Source organism: Pseudomonas lini (genome assembly GCF_964063345.1).
In the GTDB taxonomy this organism is placed as follows: Bacteria; Pseudomonadota; Gammaproteobacteria; order Pseudomonadales; family Pseudomonadaceae; genus Aquipseudomonas; species Aquipseudomonas lini_B.
In genome coordinates, this window is the sequence record NZ_OZ061318.1 from 517,934 (window position 1) to 539,447 (window position 21,514).

Genomic DNA, 21,514 nt, shown 5'->3' on the forward strand with positions numbered 1-21,514 from the left:
ATGCAGACCCTCAATACCACACTGCTGATCATCGGCGGCGGCCCTGGCGGCTATGTGACGGCGATCCGTGCCGGTCAGTTGGGCATTTCGACCATTCTGGTGGAAGGCCAATCGTTGGGCGGCACCTGCCTGAACATCGGCTGCATTCCGTCGAAGGCGTTGATCCACGTCGCCGAACAGTTCCATCAGACACAGCACCACAGCCAATACTCGGCGCTGGGCATCAGCGTCTCGGCGCCGACCCTGGACATCAGCAAGAGCGTCGAGTGGAAGGACGGCATCGTTGATCGCCTGACCACCGGCGTCTCGGCGCTGTTGAAGAAGCACAAGGTCCAGGTCATTCAAGGCTGGGCGAAAGTGATTGACGGCAAAACCGTCGAAGTCGGCGACACGCGCATTCAGTGCGAACACCTGGTGCTGGCCACCGGTTCGAAAAGCGTGAACCTGCCGATGCTGCCGATTGGCGGGCCGATCATTTCCTCCACCGAAGCGCTGGCGCCGAAAAGCATGCCGAAACGGTTGGTCGTGGTCGGTGGCGGTTACATCGGTCTGGAACTGGGGATTGCCTATCGCAAACTCGGCGCCGAGGTCAGTGTGGTCGAGGCCCAGGATCGCATCCTGCCGGCCTACGACGCCGAACTGACCCATCCGGTGTACGAAGCGCTCAAGCAACTCGACGTGAAGCTTTACTTGAAGCACAGCGTTGAAGGCTTTGATTCACAAGGCAATACGCTGCAAGTTCGTGATCCGAACGGCGACACCTTGAACCTGGAAACCGATCAGGTACTGGTAGCCGTCGGTCGCAAACCCAACACTCAAGGCTGGAACCTCGAAGCCTTGAATCTGGAAATGAACGGTTCGGCGATCAAGATCGATAACCGTTGCCAGACCAGCATGCGCAACGTCTATGCCATCGGCGATTTGAGCGGCGAACCGATGCTCGCCCACCGGGCCATGGCTCAGGGTGAAATGGTTGCCGAACTGATCAGCGGCAAACACCGCGAATTCAACCCGACCGCCATCGCCGCCGTGTGCTTCACCGACCCGGAACTGGTGGTGGTCGGCAAGACCCCGGACGAGGCCAAGGCTGCGGGGCTGGACTGCATCGTGTCCAGCTTCCCGTTCGCCGCCAATGGCCGGGCGATGACGCTGGAGTCGAAAAGCGGCTTCGTGCGGGTCGTGGCGCGCCGTGACAATCATGTGATTGTTGGCTGGCAGGCGGTGGGTGTAGGCGTTTCGGAGTTGTCGACGGCATTCGGTCAAAGCCTGGAAATGGGCGCTCGGCTGGAAGACATCGCCGGCACCATCCATGCGCATCCGACGCTCGGTGAGGCGGTGCAGGAAGCGGCGTTACGGGCGTTGGGCCACGCGTTGCACCTGTAAACGCGATCAACTGTGGCGAGGGAGCTTGCTCCCGCTGGGCTGCGAAGCGGCCCCTTGCTGACTTTCAGGCACACCGCGTTGTCTGGATTTACGACTGCTTCGCAGCCGAGCGGGAGCAAGCTCCCTCGCCACAAAGTTTCGAATAATGCGGGATCGACAGCGTATTTCATGAGCAGGCTAAGAAATATGCCAATCACCCGATAGTCCGGGCTGCGAAATGGGCCCGGAATGAAGTATTGTTGTCCCCATCCAGAAAAATGTCAGAAGCCTTGAACCGTTTCGGCGGTTGTTAAGTGATAGAGGGTGTCATGGGTAACGAAAGCATCAATTGGGACAAGCTGGGTTTTGACTACATCAAGACAGACAAGCGCTATCTGTCGCACTGGCGTAATGGCGAGTGGGACAAAGGCACCCTGACCGAAGACAACGTGCTGCACATCAGCGAAGGCTCCACTGCCCTTCACTATGGCCAGCAGTGCTTCGAAGGCCTGAAGGCCTACCGCTGCAAGGACGGTTCGATCAACCTGTTCCGCCCGGACCAGAACGCCGCACGCATGCAACGCAGCTGCGGTCGCCTGCTGATGCCGCAGGTGTCCACCGAACAGTTCATCGAAGCCTGCAAGGACGTGGTGCGCGCCAACGAGCGTTTCATCCCGCCTTACGGCACCGGCGGCGCGCTGTACCTGCGCCCGTTCGTGATCGGCGTGGGTGACAACATCGGCGTGCGTACCGCGCCCGAGTTCATCTTCTCGATCTTCTGCATCCCGGTCGGCGCTTATTTCAAGGGCGGCCTGACCCCGCACAACTTCCTGATCTCCAGCTACGACCGTGCCGCCCCACAAGGCACCGGCGCGGCCAAGGTCGGTGGCAACTACGCCGCCAGCCTGATGCCGGGCTCCCAAGCCAAGAAGGCGCATTTCGCCGACTGCATCTACCTGGATCCACTGACCCACACCAAAATCGAAGAAGTCGGCTCGGCCAACTTCTTCGGGATCACCCACGACAACAAGTTCGTCACCCCGAACTCCCCTTCGGTGTTGCCAGGCATCACTCGTCTGTCGTTGATCGAGCTGGCCAAAACCCGTCTGGGTCTGGAAGTGGTCGAAGGTGACGTGTTCATCGACAAGCTGTCCGACTTCAAGGAAGCCGGTGCTTGCGGTACCGCTGCAGTAATCACCCCGATCGGCGGCATCAGCTACAACGACAAGCTGCACGTGTTCCACAGCGAAACCGAAGTCGGCCCGGTCACCCAGAAGCTCTACAAAGAGCTGACCGGTGTACAGACCGGCGACGTCGAAGCGCCAGCGAGCTGGATCGTCAAAGTTTGACGCGACTGACCGTTTGAACATAAAAGCCCGGCCATCACATTGAAGGCCGGGCTTTTTTTCGTCCGCGTATCGTGGAAAACGTCACTAAACTTGCCACGCGTGCAACAGCCATCAAAAGGTGCCATCAAAACCATGGGAAAACTCTGGCGAAAGTATCTGGCCTTACTCGACACCGACTTCACCACGCAAGTGTTCGACAACATCAAAAACCTGCTGGTGTGCGCCCTGCTGTTCGCGGCGGGCACCAACGTACTGGATCGCGAGCATCACCTGTTCATGGGGTTACTCGCTTCGAATCTGGCGGGTTGGGGGCTGATTCTGGTGTCAGCGATGCTGATGTTGCTGAGTGTCAGTGACGGCCTGCGCCGACTGTCCAAGTTGCCGTATCACACGGCGTTTCAGATTATTTTGTTTCTGATTTACCTGGTTTTGGCAGTGCGCGTGGTGGAGATTGTCTGGGTTTTCAGGGCGTAGCAGTCACAGCACGAGGTGTTTGCCAACGCAACTCATCCTGAGCAATCCGGGCAAACAACCATTCCACAAACACCCGTGTCTGAGCCGTCACGTCCGGTGCAACACCGTAGTAATAACGCGGTAACGGCATACGCAACTCGGGCAACGGGCAGATCAGTTGTCCACTCAAAAGATGAGTGCCCAGCAAAGAGGTCGGGCACAAGGCTATGCCCTGTCCTTCCACGGCGGCCTCAAGCACCAGGTGCATATGATCAAACTGCCGGGTGACCTGAGTGGCTGACAGACTTTGACCAAAGTGCATCGCCCAATGGTGCCAGTCTTCGCGGCGTGCCTTGGCGGTCAGTAACGTGTGCCGGCTCAGCGAAGTGAGGTCTTCAAGGGGCAGGCGTTCGATCAGCGATGGCGCCGCGACCAGCACGAGTTCGTCTTCGAACAGCGCTCGCGCCTCAATCGCCGGTGCCCAATCGTCACGACCACGACGAATGACAATATCGAACCCATCGCGTGCCTGATCGGGCGCCTGGGTTTGCGTGATCACCTGCGGCTTGATGTCCGGGTGCTGGGCAATGAAATCCTCCAGCCTGGGCGTCAGCCAAAGCACGGCAAAGGACGGACGGACATTGATCTTCACGGTAGGCAGCGAGGCATGTTGCTTGAGCACAGCGGCAGCGTTGGCGATCTGCGCCAGCCCGGCGCTGACCTGCTCATAAAAGCGCTGGCCGGCCGGCGTCAGCACCGATTGCCGGATACGCCGCTCGAACAGCAGCACACCCAGGTATTCCTCAAGCAATTTGATGTGCCGGCTGACGGCACTGTGGCTGACATGCAGCTCTTCGGCCGCCAGGCTGAAGCTCTGATGACGAGCCGCAACGGCGAAGGCGCGAACAGCATTAAGCGGCGGTAGTTGATTTATCATGCGTCTAATTTAGTCACCTATGCGCTTTAATTAAAGCGTTTGTCACGCTCTCGACGTCACGCCACTCTGCCAGCACGCAGCCAGCGCCACCTGACGGAGCACGACATGAACAGCTATGGACTCTTTGTACTTTTCGCCACCCTGACCATTTTGAGCCCGGGGCCTGGCGTGGTCCTGACCTTGTCCAACGCGGTGCGACACGGTTGGACGGGGGCCGTGCCGGGCATTTTGGGGATCGCCTCGGGGGCGTTTGTCGTCGCCGCCATCAGCGCCACCAGTGTTGGCCTGATACTCAGCACCTCGGCGAACGCCTTTACCGCGTTGAAGTACGCAGGGGCCGCCTATTTGTTGTACCTGGGCTACAAAAGCTGGCGCTCGGATCGTTTCAGTACGCTGCTTGAAACGCGCCCCTCAAGCCCTGGCTATCGCTTCCTTGAAGCGGCTTCGATCCAGTTTTTGAACCCCAAGGCCGTGTTTTTCTTTCTGGCGGTGTTCCCGCAATTCATCGACACCTCGGCGCACTTCTCCAGCCAGTTTTTCAAGCTGGTTGCCTCCTACTGCGTACTGGTAATCCTGGTGCATGGCAGCTATGCCTTGCTCGCCAATGCCGCCAAAGGCTGGTTGTCGAGCCCGAAGGGTTCCTGGCTGGCGGCGAAAGTCTCAGGCGTGACCTTCACAGGCTTTGGCGTGCTCATGGCCTCGTCGAGTCGCTAAGCCACGGGCCTTGCGATCGCGCGGCGCCTGTTCTCGGTGGCCGTGGGTTGTGCGGTCGTCACCTGAACCGGCAGTTCAACGGCGAACCGGCTACTGAGTTCCTTGTGCCCCACCGCCGTCAACGCCAGCGCCCGGCTGTCCAGATCCTGCGTCACCCATTTGCGTTTGATCGCCGTTTGCAGCAACGCCGCGCCCAACGCGCCGCCCAGGTGCGGCCGACGCATGCTCCAGTCCAGGCACGGACAGGCGAAGCGGCGGCGCAAGGTGCTTAGTTCTTTGACGTCGACTCCCAATGCTTCGAACAACGCTTCGCCGCTGTCGCTCAGTCGATAGACCTGCTCATCAGTTTCCAGCAACCACCCCGCATCGATCATCCGGTCATGCAGCAACACCGCCAACGTACCGGCCATATGGTCGTAGCAGGTGCGAGCGAATTGCAGGCGGTCGGGGGTGCGCGGGTTGAACGTCGGCGCGGCGTTCTGGCCGATCACCATCAGTGCTTCCAGGGCCTGGGCCACGCGCTTGTCCGCGAGGCTGTAATAGCGGTGACGGCCCTGAACGTGCAAACGCACCAGCGCCAGTTCCTTGAGTTTGGCCAAGTGAGCACTGGCGGTCGAGGCGCTGACTTCGGCAACCGCCGCCAGCTCAGTGCTGGTGCGAGCGTGGCCGTCCATCAGCGAGCAGAGGATTTTCGTCCGCGCAGGCTCAGCAATCGCGGCCGCCACTTGAGAGACGCCGATGTCGTGTTGTTCTGCGTTCATATTTCGCTCCCGGACGAATCAAGGTCCTTTCGAGCTGGAGATAGTAGCAACACTTTCCCGACCGACAAGGCTGCGACCCCATGGATCCGATCATCGCTGCGACTCACGCCGATCCCTACCCTTACTACGCGCAACTGCGTGCCGAGGGTGGCCTGGTTTTTCATCAAGGACTGAAACTGTGGGTGGCCAGCAGCGCCCGAGCCGTTGCTGCCGTGCTGGCGCATCCGGATTGTCATGTGCGGCCGTCCCATGAGCCGGTGCCCAAGGCCATTGCTCAAGGCATCGCCGGCAAGGTGTTTGGTCAGTTGATGCGGATGAACGAGGGCGAACGGCAGCATTGCCCGAGGTCGGCGATTGAGCCAGGGCTTGCGCTGATTGACGTGAACGAAGTCAATGCGTTGGTCGGCGCTCGGTTGATTACCCCGGGCGCCGACGGGTTGTACACGGCGATGTTTCGCGGGCCAGTCTGTGTGGTAGCGGCGTTGCTGGGGTTTTCTCCGGCGCAGGGTCGGGCCATCAGCGAGCTCACCGCCGACTTCGTCGCCTGCCTGTCGCCTCTCAGCGATCAGGCGCAACTGGACACCGCCCATGTCGCGGCGGAACAGCTGAGGGGTTATGTCATCGAGCTTCTGGACGACCCGAGCAACCGAAGCGCCCTGCTCGCCGGTATCCGGCAGCGTTTCACTGCAACATCGACCGATTCTGAAACCTTGATCGCCAACCTGATCGGCCTGTTCTCCCAGACCTATGAAGCCACCGCCGGGCTGATCGGCAATGCGCTATTGGCGTTGATCCGAAACCCACAGTTGGATTCGGCTCAAGTTGATGACTTGATCGCTGAAGTCCAGCGCTTAGACCCGTCGGTGCAAAACACCCGCCGCTTCGTCGTCGTGCCGTGTGAAATCGACGGCGTGAGCCTGAACCCCGGCGACGTCATCCTGGTGCTGCTGGCCTCGGCCAATCGCGATCCGCAGCTTAATGATGATCCCGACACGTTTCAGCTCGACCGCCCGAACCGTCGCAGTTTTACTTTCGGCGCGGGGCGTCATCAATGTCCAGGGCAGGTGCTGGCCATGAGCATTGCCAGCGCGACGCTGACTGAGATCCTGACGATGAAACCTGCTTTGGGCTGTTTGACCTGGCACTACCGCCCTTCCCTGAATGGGCGCATTCCTTTGTTCACCGACCTGCCGAATACCTGACAGACCGCGTCATCGTTCTTCGCGAGCAAGCCCGCTCCCACAGGGGATTTGTGTCGATCCCAAACATTTGACCGCGAGCCGAACACTGAACTGTGACGAGGGAGCTTGCTCCCGCTCAGGTGCGCAGCAGTCGTAAAACTGGCGCATGCAGTCATGCATGAAGAACCCCGATGACCGGATTTACGGTCGCTGCGCACCCGAGCGGGGGCAAGCCCCTCGCCACGGATAACGAAAAACCCGCCATTTCTATTTACATAGATAGCGGGTTTCTTCCGTTTATAGCGACAAGCCTAATTTGTAACGATGGCCAGAGTTTCAGACCAGTCCTACATCTATCAAATGCCCTTTGATATAGCGTCCGCATCGTTTTCAAAAGATGAAACAAGGACGCTCATGGCTCGCAAAACAGATATACCTCGGATTCAAAACCCACCATCGGGCGACGGGCACCACATCACCAGCCGCTACATGACCGCCACCGAACTGGCAGAGCGCGACGCCAGACAAAAATCCTATGACGACATGTTGGCCCGACAGCAGGCCTATGAAGACCGTTTTGTCAGGCTGCCTCAACAGCTGGGTCAATCCAGCTCAATGGGTTGCGTGTTCGCCAAAAGCTGCAACCTCCCCGACGGAGTAATCAACCACGACAACCCAGCCGGGTTTATCCCGATCGAGAAATTGGCCGACTACGGAAAGTTCTCGCTTTTAGGTGGCCGTGAAAGGGATGAAGCAGGAAACATACCTCTCAAAAAAATCAGTGGTAGCGCATTACCTCACTCATTCGGAACACTGATTTTAGGTGGCGCAGGAGCTGCTGGCTCCGGGGCGGCTGCAAGCGGTGCGGGGGTAGTGACGACTGGTGTTGTTGCTGGCGCTTTGGCGGGAATCGTTGCGTTGCTCTGGCCATCGACGCTCGGGGACAGTTCCCTGTATTCGGAAGAACAGCTCAAATCACTCAAAGAAGGTCGCACCCGAGTTCGCCTGCATATTGAACAACAGGCCAATGGCACCTTGAAGGCATACGGATACAACACTCAAAAGCGCAGCGACTGGGAAATGATTCCTGTCGTGCAGTTCGTAGCTCAAGGCTCTCAGCAAGTGGCTGACTTTGGTAACGGGGTAACGCTGATATGGACACCAGCCGTAGATCCGTTGAGCACTTCGGGAATCCCGCCGCTAGAAGGAGCTCCACAAGCTCCGCAAATCTGGATTTATCCGCCTACACCAGCGGCTGACAACATCATTGTTAACCCCATCTACCCGCCTGAGTACAAGGACTTCATCCTTGTTTTTCCGGCTGATTCCGGCATCAAGCCTCTTTACATTGTCTTTTCCCTGCGATTCGTTGCTGCCAGGTACCATGGAAAGACGGATACACCAGTTAAAAGTAAGGGTCCCGAGAATGGCCAGGAAGCTTTGGGTAATTCGGTACAGGTAAAACCTACATCGGAACGCAGGATTGGTATTGATCCCAAAACCAACGAGTTTGTCGTCTTTGATCATACGGGAGGGGACGACTACCACGGACATGTCAGAGCATGGAATAAACTCCATCAAGATATGAAAAATGTATTGATCAAGGCAAAAAAAGCCGACACCAAGGGAAACATCCTGGGAGCTAAACAGTGAGTCTTATCTACCACGATCCGTCGATTAGCCATGACGAAGCAATCAGTCTCTTTGATAGCGGCTTAGAAAGGAACATTGTCACCGCGCTGATTTCCATCGGATTAAATGAGCAAGACAGTGCCTGGGCTCAGACCATTTGCCTGAAACATCTCGAGAGTGGTACTCAGTCGGTGGCTGCGGCAGCAATCACCGCACTCGGCCATGTAGCCCGCAGATTCGGTGAGCTTGAAATGCAAGCCGTGATGCCCGCCCTTGATTCCGTAAAAGGAAAATTCCCAGCACTTGAAGCCACAGTTGCTGACACGCTCGACGATATTGAAATGTTCACCTGACTCGCTAAATCAAAACCAGAAATCACCCTCCCAACACATAAAAACCCCACCATTTCTTCTAACAGAGATGGTGGGGTTCGCCATTTCAGCCCACACCCAACAAATCAATCATCCCGCGTCAGCACTTCCAGCAATTCAATCTCGAAAATCAGATTCGAATTCGGTGTAATCGCGCCCATCGTCCTCTCGCCATAAGCCAGATGCGCCGGCACCAGCAGCTTGCGTTTACCGCCAACCTGCATGCCCATGATTCCCTGATCCCAACCTTTAATCACCCGCCCTGTGCCAATCACGCACTGAAAAGGTTTACCCCGGCGGTAGGAAGAATCGAATTCCGTGCCGTCCTCCAGCCAACCCCGATATTGAGTGGTGATCAGCGCGCCTTTGACAGCGGCATTGCCGGCGCCCACTTCAAGGTCGATTACATGCAATTCATCATTCATTACATTCACTCTAGTGTGCGCTTGCCCGAACAGGCGTCATGGGCGCCGTTTTCCCAGAAATGTGGGCTTTTGGCAACCTTTCGGTCTGTCTCCGGCAGTGTCCATGAACAAAATCGGTTGGGCGAGCAGACGTTTAGCCATAACCAGGTCGAATGACACGCTCAGTCGTTGCTTTGACCGAAAGGAATGCCGTTGAAGGTATAAGTGCAGCAATGGCAGTCAGGCGTCATTTGCTCGGCCGTCAGCTCAGGATTGACGATCCGCAGACGCCTCTGATCATCGACATACAAGCCACTGAAATAGCTCGACTCCCCCAGTCGCACCTGTTCCTGCCTTTCGCTTTCATGAAGGGCAACCATCCAGAACACAGGTTCTGCTCGATCGAGGCGAGCCACCGCTTCGCTGAAAACCTCATCCCACGGTCCTCCAACGCGGGACAGCAGGAATCGGAACAACGGTGTGTAATCCAGGCCGTGGCGGCGGGTTCCATGCATCGAACCGCGTGACGACTCATTGTGGATTTCGGCTTTGGTATGGCGCTGATGCCGGTACTCACCCGAGTAATCATTCAGCCGAACACCCCTGGTACGAGTGTTGATCTTGCGGTAGAGGGGTTTCTTTTCCAACGAGTAGCTCCTGACATCCAGTCAATCAAACACCCTATGCGTTTTACTCGAACGGTGGACAATATCAATCAGCCCGCCGCGGCCAATTGTTTCAGACGGCGTGAAGTAGCGTCAGCGCGATAGCGGTGTATCAGCCAACAACGTTGTACCTTCATGGCTGACGTGTCTCATCCCAGCCTTTATCCTATGCCCCCCCGTCGTACCGAGTCCCTGGAGTTTCCCCATGCCCCACGAAGGCAACCTGTTGCAAGCCGCTGTCGTATTTTTATTCGCGGCGGTGCTCACCGTGCCCTTGGCCAAGCGCCTGCAATTGGGGGCGGTGCTCGGCTATCTGTTTGCCGGGGTGATCATCGGGCCGTCGGTGCTGGGCTTGATCGGTAACCCGCAAAGCGTCAGCCACATCTCCGAACTCGGGGTGGTGTTGCTGCTCTTCATCATTGGCCTTGAGCTGTCGCCGCGACGTTTGTGGGTGATGCGCAAATCGGTGTTCGGCGTGGGCCTGGCGCAGGTGCTGCTGACCGGGTCGGTGATTGGTGTGCTGGCACTGTTCGTGTTCGGCCAATCCCTGAACAGCGCCATCGTATTGGGCCTGGGCCTGGCATTGTCGTCCACCGCATTTGGTTTGCAAAGCCTGGCCGAGCGCAAGGAGCTGACCAGCCCTCATGGTCGGTTGGCATTTGCGATTTTGCTGTTTCAGGACATCGCCGCGATCCCCTTGATCGCCATGGTGCCGCTGCTGGCCGGCGGCGATCACACCACCAGCGCCGCCGAAGATTTGAACCATGGCTTGCGGGTGCTGGGCAGTATTGCAGTGGTGGTGATTGGCGGGCGTTATCTGTTGCGCCCGGTGTTTCGCGTGGTGGCCAAGACTGGCTTGCCGGAGGTGTCCACGGCGACCGCATTGCTGGTGGTGATCGGTACAGCGTGGTTGATGGACCTGGTCGGCGTGTCCATGGCACTCGGCGCATTCCTTGCCGGTTTGCTGTTGGCGGATTCCGAATACCGCCACGAACTGGAAGCGCAGATCGAGCCGTTCAAGGGCCTGTTGCTGGGGTTGTTTTTCATCAGTGTCGGCATGGGCGCCAATCTGAGTTTGTTGCTCAGTGCGCCGGTCGTGGTGCTGGGGCTGACCGTGCTGCTGATCGCGATCAAGCTGCCGTTGCTGTTTGTGGTCGGCCGACTGGCTGGAGGCCTGGGCAAGGTCAATGCGATTCGTTTGGGCATCGTGCTGGCAGCCGGTGGTGAGTTTGCCTTTGTGGTGTTCAAGATCGGCCGGGATCAGGGTTTGTTCGAGCCGCGTCTGTACGACTTGCTGGTGCTGACCATCACCCTGTCGATGGCGCTGACACCGCTGTTGCTGCTGGCCTGCGCACGACTGGTCAAGCCGAAAGTTCAACCGGTGGAAGTGCCGCAGAAGTTCCGCGAAATCGACACCGACACACCGCGCGTGGTGATCGCCGGCATGGGCCGTATGGGGCAGATCGTGGCGCGGATTCTGCGGGCGCAGAACATCAAGTTCGTCGCCCTCGACACGTCGGTGGAAACCATCGAACTGTCCCGCAGTTTCGGCGGCGTGCCAGTGTTCTACGGCGACCCGATGCGCCCGGAAATCCTCAGCGCGGCCAAGGTCGAGCAAGCGGAGTTTTTCGTGATTGCCACCGATGATCCAGACACCAACATCAAGACCGCCGAGGTGGTGCACAAGCTCTATCCGCACATCAAAATCATTGCCCGCGCCCGTAACCGTCAGCACGTGCACCGGTTGGTGGATGTCGGGGCTCAGGCGGTGCGGGAAACCTATTATTCCAGCCTGGAAATGACCCGGCGGACTCTGGTTGGACTAGGGTTGACGCAGGCCCAGGCGGATGCGCGGATCAAGCGCTTTACCCATCACGATGAACAGGTGCTGGAGGCCCAGCATGCGGTGTATGACGATGCGGCCAAGGTGATGCAGACCGCTCAGGAATCGCGGGCGGAATTGGCAAAACTGTTTGAGTCGGATCAGTTGGAGGAGGAAGCGGGTAAGGTTTGATCCAGATCGTTCCCACGCTCTGCGTGGGAACGCCGCCATGGACGCTCTTCGTCCGCTCCTGAAATGTGACGCAGAGCGTCACGGGATGCATTCCCACGCAGAGCGTGGGAACGATCACTTGGCAAGGAACCCACGATGGCTGACCAAACCTCCCCCGCCCTGAAGGAAATCTTCAACGCCGAACGCCTCGCGCATATCGCCGCCGAAATGACCGCGGTCTATCCCGGCTTCGATGCCAAGGCCTTCCTGAAACTGGCCAAAACCGGCTTGGCGGAATTGTCAGTCATGCAACGCATGGCCCGCGTCAGCGAATGCCTGCACACGGTGTTGCCGCTGGATTATGAAGGATCCCTCGACGTCCTGCGCGCCCTCGCCCCGCGCCTCAACAGCCCCTTCGTCAGTATGTTTTTGCCGCATTACGTCGCAACCTACGGCGCTCACACGTTCGATCTGTCGATGGACACGCTCAAATATTTCACGGCCTTCGGCTCATCGGAATTCGCGATTCGGCACTTTCTGCGCAGCGATATCGAACGCTCGTTGGCGCTGATGCACGACTGGTCACTGGATGAAAACGAACACGTCCGGCGCCTGGCCAGCGAAGGCAGCCGACCGCGCCTGCCCTGGTCGTTCCGCCTGGAACAGGTCCAGGCCAACCCGACACTGGCGGCTGCGATTCTCGACAATCTCAAGGCCGACGACAGCCTGTACGTACGCAAATCCGTGGCCAACCACCTCAACGACATCACCAAGGATCATCCCGAATGGGTGCTGGATCTGATCGAGGGTTGGTCACTGGAAAACAAGCACACAGCGTGGATCGCCAGACACGCCCTGCGCAGCTTGATCAAACAGGGCAACCAGCGGGCGCTGGCGATCATTGGCGCGGGTGGCAAGCCTGAGGTTGAAATCGTTGAGGTGAAAGTCGAACCAGCGGTGATTCGTCTGGGGGAGAAAATCACCCTGTCCTTCACGGTGAAATCCACGGTCCCGGACAGTCAGCGACTGGTGATCGACTACGCGATTGATTACGTCAAAGCCAACGGCAGCACGTCGGCGAAGGTGTTCAAACTCAAGACGATGACGCTGCCCGGCAAGGCTAGCGAATCCATTGCACGTAGCCAGCACATCAAGGAACTCACCACCCGAAAGCACTACCTTGGCCTGCACGCCGTGCACGTTCTGGTCAACGGCGAACGGCTGGCCAGCACGGCATTCGAAATCCTCGCCTGAAGTGAAATACGGTCCCCGTAGGAGCTGGCGAAGCCTGCGATCTTTTGGCGGTTTCAAGACCGCTGAAGATCAAGATCAAAAGATCGCAGCCTTCGGCAGCTCCTACGGGGGATTTGCGCCTTTACTCAGGCGTATCAATGTTATCCAGAACCCGGTTCGCGGTGATCTCCGCCATCATGATGCTGTTCGAAATACCCAACAGGGCGTGCCGCGACTCACCTTCTAGATGATCGACCAACTGATGGACCATCACATCGACCGAGGCCAGCGTCTCGACCAAAACAACCGCCAGAGTTTCGGTAGTCGCCTCTGGGGCCACGGTAAACAGCTTGCTGGGTTTACGCACGGTGGCTTTGATGTCGGCATTCGATGGAAAGTGAAAGTCGAGGGCGCGTTTGGCGGCCTCATTGAGTTCTTTTGAATCGGGTTCGTAGGGGGAAACCGGATCGGTGTCCGGCGGATTTGGCGTAACTTTGAACATATCTTAGATTCCTGATGTGGGCTCCCATCACTTCTCTACTAAAGAAGGGTGGCAGCTGTACGCAGGTTAGTAGACCGGGGAATCTAAGAAGCCGGCGCGCCCAAGGACGCCCTACGTACAGCTACCATCAAAATGCAGGCGCAAAGCCCGACTGATAGAAGCGTCGTACGTCTTAGATTTAACCACGGGCTACTAAACCCGATCACTGATGAGCAGTGACAGGAATCAAGTTACCGAGCGGGCCCTAGACGCACAAGCCGGCGGATTCTGTCTTACGTGTAGGGGGTGGCGCAAGGCGTTGTAGCCCTTAGGTGGTAACGGCAAGCTTCATTTAAACGCTCGCGATTTTTCTTGTTTAAATGGGCTGTAAGCTAGAAATGAATACGACACTTTCCCAAGATCAAAAGATCGCAGCCTTCGGCAGCGCCTACACCAATCCCTGTAGGAGCTGCCGAAGGCTGCGATCTTTTGATCTTTGTTATCCCATCAACAACCCCTGCTCACGCTCACACAACTCCACCACGTAATCCCACAGCACCCGCAGCCGCACCGATTTATGCAATTCGCGCCGCGTGCTGATCCAATAACTGCGCTGGATGCTTTCATCCGGCAGCAACGGCACCAAGTCCGGATCGGCACTGGCCATGTAGCACGGCAACACGGCGATCCCCAACCCCGAGCGTGCGGCCTGTTGCTGGGCGATGACGCTGGTGCTGTGAAAAACCACCTGTGGGTTGCGGCAGAAGCTGTTGAGGAACATCAGTTCCTGGCTGAACAACAAGTCGTCGACGTAGCCAATCCACGCATGGCGACCGAGGTCTTCGCGGCTGCGCAGTGGTGGCGAGCGATCCAGATAGGCCTGGCTGGCGTAGAGCGCCAATCGGTAATCGGTGAGTTTGCGGGTGACCAGCATATCGGCGGCCGGGCGCTCCAGATGAATGCTGATCTCGGCTTCACGGTTGAGGATGCTGACGAAACGCGGCACCGCCACCAACTCAACTTCCAGTCCTGGATAACGTTCGAACAACCCGTTCATGCGGCTGGCGAGGAACATGATGCCCAGCCCTTCCGTCACCCCGACGCGGATCTTGCCCAGCGGCGCGGATGATTGAGTGATTTCTTCCTGAGCCAGCAGCGCGACGTTTTCCATGGCTTCGGCATGTTTGAGCAGCGCTTCGCCGGCCGGGGTCAATTCGTAGCCTTGGGCATGCTGAACGAATAGCGCGGTGCCGAGGCTTTTTTCGATGGCTTCGATGTGCCGGGCCACGGTGGCGTGAGTGGTGTTCAAACGGCGAGCGGCGGTGAGCAAGCGGCCGCTGCGTTGCAATTCGAGAAAAAACCGCAGGTCATTCCAGTCGAACATGAACCCTCCTTGTCGTTATGCCGTGTGAATGACGCTGTTTAAAAACGCACAGCAGCTGCGTAAAAACTAACATTCTTTTAACGAAAGCTAACAACTAGGATGACCGACAACAAGAACAACAATACGAGGTCAGGGATGCAGACTTCCCTTGATGAATACGACTACATCGTGGTCGGTGCCGGGCCGGCCGGTTGTTTGCTGGCCAATCGACTGTCAGCCAACCCGCAGCATCGCGTGTTGCTGCTCGAAGCCGGCGGCCGCGATAACTACCCGTGGATTCACATTCCCGTCGGTTACCTGTTCTGCATCGGCAACCCGCGCACCGACTGGTGCTTCAAGACCGAAGCGCAACCGGGCCTGCAAGGTCGCGCCCTGAGCTACCCGCGCGGCAAGGTGCTCGGCGGCTGTTCCTCGATTAACGGCATGATCTACATGCGCGGCCAGGCTGGCGATTACGACGATTGGGCAGCCGAGGGCAATGCCGGCTGGAGCTGGCAAGACGTGCTGCCCCTGTTCAAACAAAGCGAAAACCACTTTGCCGGCGACTCGGAATTTCACGGCGCTGGCGGCGAATGGCGGATCGAACGGCAGCGCCTGTCGTGGCCGATTCTCGATGCCTTCCGCACGGCAGCCGAGCAAAGCGGCATCGCGAGCATCGATGACTTCAATCAGGGCGACAACGAAGGCTGCGGCTATTTCCAGGTCAATCAGAAAGCCGGGATCCGCTGGAACGCGGCCAAGGCGTTTCTCAAACCGATCCGCCAGCGCGCCAATCTGACGGTGCTGACTGACGTCGAAGTGGACCGCGTGCTGCTGGAAAACGGCCGGGCCTCAGCGGTCAGCGCACGTTGGCAAGGCCAGGCGAAAACCTTCAAGGCGCGTAAGGAAATCGTCCTGTGCGCCGGTTCCGTCGGCTCACCGGGCATCCTCCAACGTTCCGGTATCGGCCCTCGCCCGCTGCTGCAGAAACTGGGCATCAGCGTTGCCCATGAATTGCCCGGCGTGGGCGGCAACCTGCAGGACCATCTGCAACTGCGGCTGATCTACAAACTGGAAAACGCCCGCACCCTGAACCAGATCGCCGGCACGCTGTGGGGCAAGATGGGCATGGGCCTGCGTTATCTGTATGACCGCAGCGGCCCGCTGTCCATGGCCCCGAGCCAACTCGGCGCCTTCGCCCGTTCGGGGCCGGAGCAGACCTCGGCGAACCTCGAATATCACGTGCAACCTCTGTCGCTGGAGCGTTTTGGCGAGCCGCTGCACGCCTTCCCCGCCTTCACTGCATCGGTCTGCGATCTGCGCCCGCAAAGCCGTGGCCGGATAGACATTCGCTCCGCCGATCCGCGGGAAGCGCCGCTGATTCAGCCCAACTACCTGAGCCATCCCGAAGACTTGCGAGTGGCGGCCGATGCCATCCGCCTGACTCGTCGCATCGTCTCTGCACCCGCGTTGCAAGCGTTCAAACCGGTCGAGTACCTGCCCGGCGACAGCTTGCAGAGCGAAGAGCAATTGCACGAAGCCGCCGCCCGGATCGGCACCACGATTTTCCACCCGGTGGGCACCTGCCGGATGGGCAACGATGCGGACGCGGTGGTCGACGCCGAGCTGCGCGTCCACGGCATTCCCGGTCTGCGCATCGCCGACGCCTCGATCATGCCGCGCATCACCTCGGGCAACACCTGTTCGCCGACGCTGATGATTGCTGAGAAAGCTGCGCAGTTGATTCTCAACCCTGTTGTAAACACCAACCCTGTGGGAGCGGGCTTGCCCGCGATGACGGTGTGACATTCAACATTACTGTTGACTGAACCACCGCCATCGCGGGCAAGTCGGATCGCCGCACCGCCGCTCCCACAGGGATTGCATTAGATTCACGGACATCGAGCATTACCCCTGCAAGGAACACGCAACACCAGTGGAACAACAAAAACAATCACTGTGAGGGATACCGATATGTCAGAACATGTTCAGCCCCTGGAAGCCGTCCGCAGCGCCGGCACCAGTCAGGAAACCCAGAAAGTCATCTTCGCTTCGTCCCTCGGGACGGTGTTCGAGTGGTATGACTTTTTCCTTTACGGCGCCCTCGCGGCGGTCATCAGCAAACAATTCTTCGCCGGGGTCAACGACACCACGGCGTTCATCTTCGCGCTGATGGCCTTCGCCGCCGGCTTCATCGTGCGGCCATTCGGTGCGCTGGTGTTCGGCCGCTTGGGGGACATGATCGGGCGCAAATACACGTTCCTCGCAACCATCGTCCTCATGGGCCTGGCGACGTTCTGCGTCGGTTTGCTGCCGACTTACGCGAGCATCGGCATTGCCGCGCCGATCATTCTTGTGGTGCTGCGCATGCTCCAGGGCCTGGCGCTGGGCGGTGAATACGGCGGCGCTGCCACTTACGTCGCCGAACACGCACCGATGGGCAAACGCGGTTTCCACACCAGCTGGATTCAGTCCACCGCCACCCTCGGCTTACTGCTGTCGCTGCTGGTGGTGCTCGGCTGCCGCTACTTCACCGGCGACCAGTTCGAAGTCTGGGGCTGGCGCATTCCGTTTCTGTTTTCAATCGTGCTGCTGGGCATCTCGACCTGGATTCGCTTGAGTCTGCATGAGTCGCCTGCGTTCGTGAAAATGAAAGAAGAAGGTAAGCTCTGCAAGTCGCCGCTGCGCGATTCCTTCGGCAAATGGGACAACCTGAAAGTAGTGCTGATTGCGCTGTTCAGCATCAACGCCGGGCAAGCGGTGACCTTCTACGCGGCACAGTTCTATGTGCTGTTCTTCCTCACCCAGTTCCTGAAAATGGACCCGGCGCTGGCCAACAGTCTGCTGATCGTCAGCGTGATCATCGGCGCACCGTTCTTCATCTTTTTTGGCTGGCTGTCGGACAAGGTCGGGCGCAAACCGGTGCTGATGATCGGCCTGTTGCTGGCCACCGCGCTGTACTTCCCGATCTTCAAGACCCTGGCCCATTACGCCAACCCGGCCATCGACCAGGCCAGCCGCCAGGCACCAATCACCGTGCTGGCCGACCCGGCCACCTGCACCTTCCAGTTCGACCCGGTGGGCAAGGCTAAATTTGATAGCCCGTGCGACAAGGTCAAAACCTTCCTGGTCAAACAAGGCCTGCCCTACAACAGCGAAGCGGCTCCGGCCGGCAGCGCCGTGCAGGTCAGCATCGGCGAGGTGAAAATCGATGGCTACGATGAAGCGGCCCTGCGCGGCGCAGTCGCCCTGGCCGGGTATCCGTCACAAGCCGACACCCAACAGATCAACAAACCAATGATCGTGGCGCTGATTGTCGCGCTGATCATCATCTCCGCCATGTGCTACGGCCCGCTGGCGGCGCTGATGGTCGAACTGTTTCCGACCCGCATTCGCTACACGTCCATGTCCCTGCCCTACCACATCGGCAACGGCTGGTTCGGTGGTTTCCTGCCGACGGTGTCGTTTGCCCTGGTGGTGTACACCGGGGATATTTTCTATGGGCTGTGGTACCCGGTGGTGATTACCGGGGTGAGCCTGGTGGTGGGAATGATCTGTTTGCGTGAGACGAAGAATGTGGATCTGGACAAGAACTGACGGTATGCATCTCTAGCGGAGGCTTACCTGTGGGAGCAGGCTTCCTGTGGCGAGGGGGCTCGCCCCCGTTGGGTCGCGAAGCGGCCCTAAAACCTGTCGCGCGCGGGATTCAGATAGAGCATGGTGTCCATCTTGCGACTGCTTCGCAGCCGAGCGGGAGCAAGCTCCCTCGCCACAATGGTTCGCGAGACTCTGAATTGCTGTTAACTGGCTGGCATTAGGCCAAGCCCCTCACCACAAGGCTTTTTGCACCTCAGGTATCAAGCACCTCAAACGTCACCTCTTCAGGGTAAAACGCCACATATCCGCGAATCTGCGCGACTGACACCTTCGGATGCTCATAACTCCATACCGCATTGGCACCTTCATGCCCGGGGATTTGCAGGCTGAAATAGCTCGCATCGCCCTTGTACGGGCAATAGCTGGTGTGGTCGGTGCGGGCGAAATATTGTTCGGCGATGTCCTCGCGGGGGATGTAGTACACCGGAGGATAATTGGCCTCATGCATGACCAGCGCCCGAGTGGATGACGCCACTTGAATGCCATGGAACTTCACCACCACGCAGCCGGGTTGAGGGCTGATGGCGATGGGATTACCGGGTCCGGGGGCTTTCATGGAGTAGGATCCTCTGTCGCTGCTGTGCTGTATCCGCGCTCCGACAGGTATACCTCATGTTTCGGCATCGCGACTGCTTCACAGCCGAACGGAGCTTGCTTGCGCTACAGTGAGGTCCCCAAAAAGCATGCCCCAACCTGCTGTCATCACCCGCAACAGCTTAAGCTGTACATCCATACAGATAAAGATTGCTCCATCGCTCATCAGCCGCCATTCTGTGCACCTCTCGAACACTGATTGATGATGGTGGTTATGCAGCTGTACCTCTGTGAAAAACCCTCCCAGGCCAAAGACATCGCGGCCGTGCTCGGCGCCAAGCGCCGGGGCGACGGCTGCTGGCTGGGAACGGGCGTCACGGTAACCTGGTGCATCGGCCATCTGCTGGAAACCGCACCGCCGGATGCCTATGACGCGCGTTACAAGCGTTGGGTGCTGGCGGATCTGCCGATCATTCCCGAAAAATGGAAGATGACCGTCAAACCGCGCACGGCCAACCAGTACAAGGCGGTCAAACGCTTGCTCGGCGAGGCCAGTGAACTGGTGATTGCCACCGACGCCGACCGCGAGGGCGAAATGATCGCCCGGGAACTGGTGGAGCATTGCCGTTATCGCGGGCCGATCCGGCGGCTGTGGCTGTCGGCGCTGGACGATGCGTCGATCCGCAAGGCTCTGGCGGCGCTCAAGCCCGGGGCCGAGACGTTCAGCCTTTATCATTCGGCATTGGGGCGCTCTCGGGCCGACTGGTTGATCGGGATGAACATGAGTCGGCTGTTCACCCTGCTGGGGCGTCAGTCCGGGTATCAGGGTGTGTTGCCAGTCGGTCGGGTGCAGACGCCGACCTTGCGCCTGGTGGTGGATCGCGACCGCAGCATTGCCGATTTCGTCCCGGTCGCTTATTGGGCTATCGATGTGCAACTGCTGCACGACGGCACCGCGTTCACCGCCCGGTGGCGTGCGGCCTCCGACGCTTGCGACGATCAGGACCGCTGCCTGAATCAAGCGCTGGCTCAGAAAGCGGCTACGGCCATGGGTGGTGCGGCGAGCGCTCGGGTGATCAAACTGCGCACCGAGCGGATGCGCGAAGTCGCGCCTTTGCCGTTCGATCTGGGCACGTTGCAGGAAGTTTGCTCGAAGAAGCTCGGACTCGGGGCTCAGGAAACCCTCGACATTGCCCAGGCGCTGTACGAAACCCACAAAGTCATCACCTACCCGCGCAGCGATTGCGGCTACCTGCCGCTGAGTCAGCACAGCGAAGCCCCGAGTATTCTTGCTGCGCTGAGGCAGGCCGACCCGGCATTGAACGCGTTGCACGATCATTTGGAGCCCCAGCGCCGCTCACGGGCCTGGAACGACGCCAAGGTCAGCGCTCACCACGGCATCATTCCCACTGCTGCCGCGAAAAACCTCGACCGACTGGTAGGCAAGCAACGGGCGGTCTACACCCTGATTCGTGCGCGTTATCTGGCGCAGTTCCTGCCCAACCATGAGTACGACCGGACCCAGGCCGACTTCGACTGTGCCGGTGAAGCCTTGCGCGCCGTGGGCAAGCAGATTGTCGAACCCGGCTGGAAACGCGCCTTGCCCGAAGCCCTCGCGCCTGCCAAGGGCCGCGAAGCACCGGCGCCCCAAACACTGCCGGCATTGGCCGAGGGGCGTGACTGCGCAGTGGTCGACGTGAAGTTCAAGGACCTCTGGACCCAGCCGCCCAAGCCGTTCACCGAAGGCGACCTGATCAAAGCGATGAAGAACGTCGCCAAACTGGTGGAAGATCCGCTGCTCAAGCAAAAGCTCAAGGACACTACCGGGATCGGCACCGAAGCCACCCGCGCCTCGATCATCCAGGGCCTGCTGGACCGTGGCTACCTGATCAAGAACGGCAAGGCCCTGGCCGCGACGCCGGCAGCGTTCAGCCTGATCGATGCCGTGCCGCGCGCCATTGCCGACCCCGGAACCACGGCGATCTGGGAACAGGCCCTGGACATGGTGCAGAGCGGTGAAATGAGCCTGGAAGAATTCGTCACCAAACAGGCTGCGTGGATGAGCAAGCAAGTGGCCCGTTGCGCCGGCCTGAACCTGACCATCAGCGGGCCGGCAAGCCCGGCCGGGCGTGGCGCCACACCGTGGAAAAACAAACGCAAACCCGCCAAACGCAAGCCCTCGACCGGCACCAAGCGCGCGGCGAAACCGGCAAGCAAGGGTTGAGGTCACTTGGAACGAATCGAAATGGTCTAGTGTTCTTCAACGTCAGGCGCAGAACCTGTGGGAGCGTGGCTTGCCCGCGAAGAACGATGACGCGTAATACCTGAAAACCGCGGTGCATTCTTCGCGGGCAAGCCACGCTCCCACAGGTTCTGCGTCTTAACTTACCGGCATTAGGGTAAGCCCGTTCTCACATGGATTGC

At 59.0% G+C, this 21,514-nt stretch carries 19 protein-coding genes; 12 read left to right on the forward strand and 7 right to left on the reverse strand.

Annotation, left to right across the window (positions count from 1 at the left end; translation table 11 throughout):
• The 3 genes from lpdA (at position 1) to AB3226_RS02305 (ending at position 3,185) form a co-directional block, all read left to right on the forward strand.
• Positions 1–1,383 carry a dihydrolipoyl dehydrogenase gene (gene lpdA / locus AB3226_RS02295; RefSeq protein ID WP_367371839.1) on the forward strand — a complete coding sequence of 461 codons (1,383 nt, stop codon included), beginning with the start codon at positions 1–3 and terminating at the stop codon, positions 1,381–1,383.
• Between the two features lie 308 nt (positions 1,384–1,691).
• On the forward strand, positions 1,692–2,711 hold the full coding sequence (locus AB3226_RS02300) for a branched-chain amino acid aminotransferase (RefSeq protein WP_367371840.1): 1,020 nt from the start codon (positions 1,692–1,694) through the stop codon (positions 2,709–2,711).
• A 132-nt stretch (positions 2,712–2,843) separates the two neighbouring features.
• Entirely contained in the window at positions 2,844–3,185 is a 342-nt protein-coding gene (locus AB3226_RS02305; RefSeq protein ID WP_367371841.1) for a hypothetical protein, read from the forward strand.
• Here AB3226_RS02305 and AB3226_RS02310 read toward each other — a convergent pair.
• The gene (locus AB3226_RS02310) at positions 3,175–4,101 is read right to left on the reverse strand and encodes a LysR substrate-binding domain-containing protein (RefSeq protein WP_367371842.1); all 927 of its coding nucleotides are present in this window, start codon (positions 4,099–4,101) and stop codon (positions 3,175–3,177) included. The two genes, AB3226_RS02305 and AB3226_RS02310, sit on opposite strands and share 11 nt — an antisense overlap.
• 105 nt (positions 4,102–4,206) lie before the next feature.
• Here AB3226_RS02310 and AB3226_RS02315 point away from each other — a divergent pair, with 105 nt between their 5' ends.
• Positions 4,207–4,815 (forward strand): LysE family translocator, encoded by a 609-nt coding sequence (locus AB3226_RS02315; protein ID WP_367371843.1) that lies wholly within the window; start codon positions 4,207–4,209, stop codon positions 4,813–4,815.
• Here the strand turns inward: AB3226_RS02315 and AB3226_RS02320 are convergent.
• Positions 4,812–5,576 (reverse strand): ArsR/SmtB family transcription factor, encoded by a 765-nt coding sequence (locus AB3226_RS02320; RefSeq protein ID WP_367371844.1) that lies wholly within the window; start codon positions 5,574–5,576, stop codon positions 4,812–4,814. The two genes, AB3226_RS02315 and AB3226_RS02320, sit on opposite strands and share 4 nt — an antisense overlap.
• Positions 5,577–5,656: 80 nt before the next feature.
• Between AB3226_RS02320 and AB3226_RS02325 the strand changes: the two genes are divergently transcribed.
• The 3 genes from AB3226_RS02325 (at position 5,657) to AB3226_RS02335 (ending at position 8,742) form a co-directional block, all read left to right on the forward strand.
• Complete coding sequence (locus AB3226_RS02325; protein WP_367371845.1) at positions 5,657–6,778, forward strand: cytochrome P450; 1,122 nt, start codon at positions 5,657–5,659, stop codon at positions 6,776–6,778.
• Positions 6,779–7,171: 393 nt separating this feature from the next.
• The gene (locus tag AB3226_RS02330; RefSeq protein ID WP_367371846.1) at positions 7,172–8,410 is read left to right on the forward strand and encodes an S-type pyocin domain-containing protein; all 1,239 of its coding nucleotides are present in this window, start codon (positions 7,172–7,174) and stop codon (positions 8,408–8,410) included.
• Positions 8,407–8,742, forward strand: coding sequence for a hypothetical protein (locus AB3226_RS02335; RefSeq protein WP_195840088.1), 336 nt, complete (start codon positions 8,407–8,409; stop codon positions 8,740–8,742). Before AB3226_RS02330 ends, AB3226_RS02335 begins: the two co-directional genes overlap by 4 nt.
• Before the next feature lie 104 nt (positions 8,743–8,846).
• On the opposite strand, the gene AB3226_RS02340 is transcribed toward AB3226_RS02335, so the two are convergent.
• Complete coding sequence (locus AB3226_RS02340) at positions 8,847–9,185, reverse strand: FKBP-type peptidyl-prolyl cis-trans isomerase (RefSeq protein WP_367371847.1); 339 nt, start codon at positions 9,183–9,185, stop codon at positions 8,847–8,849.
• Positions 9,186–9,346: 161 nt separating this feature from the next.
• Positions 9,347–9,811, reverse strand: coding sequence for a hypothetical protein (locus AB3226_RS02345; RefSeq protein ID WP_367371848.1), 465 nt, complete (start codon positions 9,809–9,811; stop codon positions 9,347–9,349).
• Positions 9,812–10,034: 223 nt separating this feature from the next.
• On the opposite strand from AB3226_RS02345, the gene AB3226_RS02350 reads away from it, so the two are divergent.
• Together AB3226_RS02350 and AB3226_RS02355 are read left to right on the forward strand one after the other, a co-directional pair.
• Positions 10,035–11,843: a monovalent cation:proton antiporter-2 (CPA2) family protein gene (locus AB3226_RS02350; protein WP_367371849.1), complete on the forward strand. Its 1,809-nt coding sequence runs from the start codon at positions 10,035–10,037 to the stop codon at positions 11,841–11,843.
• A 135-nt stretch (positions 11,844–11,978) separates the two neighbouring features.
• A complete protein-coding gene (locus AB3226_RS02355; protein WP_367371850.1) occupies positions 11,979–13,076 on the forward strand; it encodes a DNA alkylation repair protein in 1,098 nt (365 codons plus the stop codon).
• A gap of 121 nt (positions 13,077–13,197) precedes the next feature.
• Here the strand turns inward: AB3226_RS02355 and AB3226_RS02360 are convergent, their stop codons facing one another.
• Together AB3226_RS02360 and AB3226_RS02365 are read right to left on the reverse strand one after the other, a co-directional pair.
• Complete coding sequence (locus AB3226_RS02360) at positions 13,198–13,557, reverse strand: DUF6124 family protein (RefSeq protein WP_367371851.1); 360 nt, start codon at positions 13,555–13,557, stop codon at positions 13,198–13,200.
• A gap of 478 nt (positions 13,558–14,035) precedes the next feature.
• Positions 14,036–14,920, reverse strand: a complete 885-nt coding sequence (locus tag AB3226_RS02365; RefSeq protein ID WP_367371852.1) for a LysR family transcriptional regulator — start codon at positions 14,918–14,920, stop codon at positions 14,036–14,038.
• A 135-nt stretch (positions 14,921–15,055) separates the two neighbouring features.
• Here AB3226_RS02365 and AB3226_RS02370 point away from each other — a divergent pair, with 135 nt between their 5' ends.
• Entirely contained in the window at positions 15,056–16,705 is a 1,650-nt protein-coding gene (locus AB3226_RS02370) for a GMC family oxidoreductase (RefSeq protein ID WP_367371853.1), read from the forward strand.
• A gap of 168 nt (positions 16,706–16,873) precedes the next feature.
• Positions 16,874–18,496, forward strand: a complete 1,623-nt coding sequence (locus AB3226_RS02375) for an MFS transporter (RefSeq protein WP_367371854.1) — start codon at positions 16,874–16,876, stop codon at positions 18,494–18,496.
• A gap of 253 nt (positions 18,497–18,749) precedes the next feature.
• On the opposite strand, the gene AB3226_RS02380 is transcribed toward AB3226_RS02375, so the two are convergent.
• Positions 18,750–19,112, reverse strand: a complete 363-nt coding sequence (locus tag AB3226_RS02380; RefSeq protein WP_367371855.1) for a DUF427 domain-containing protein — start codon at positions 19,110–19,112, stop codon at positions 18,750–18,752.
• Positions 19,113–19,364: 252 nt separating this feature from the next.
• Between AB3226_RS02380 and AB3226_RS02385 the strand changes: the two genes are divergently transcribed.
• Positions 19,365–21,314, forward strand: coding sequence for a DNA topoisomerase III (locus AB3226_RS02385; protein WP_367371856.1), 1,950 nt, complete (start codon positions 19,365–19,367; stop codon positions 21,312–21,314).
• Positions 21,315–21,514 lie beyond the last annotated feature (200 nt).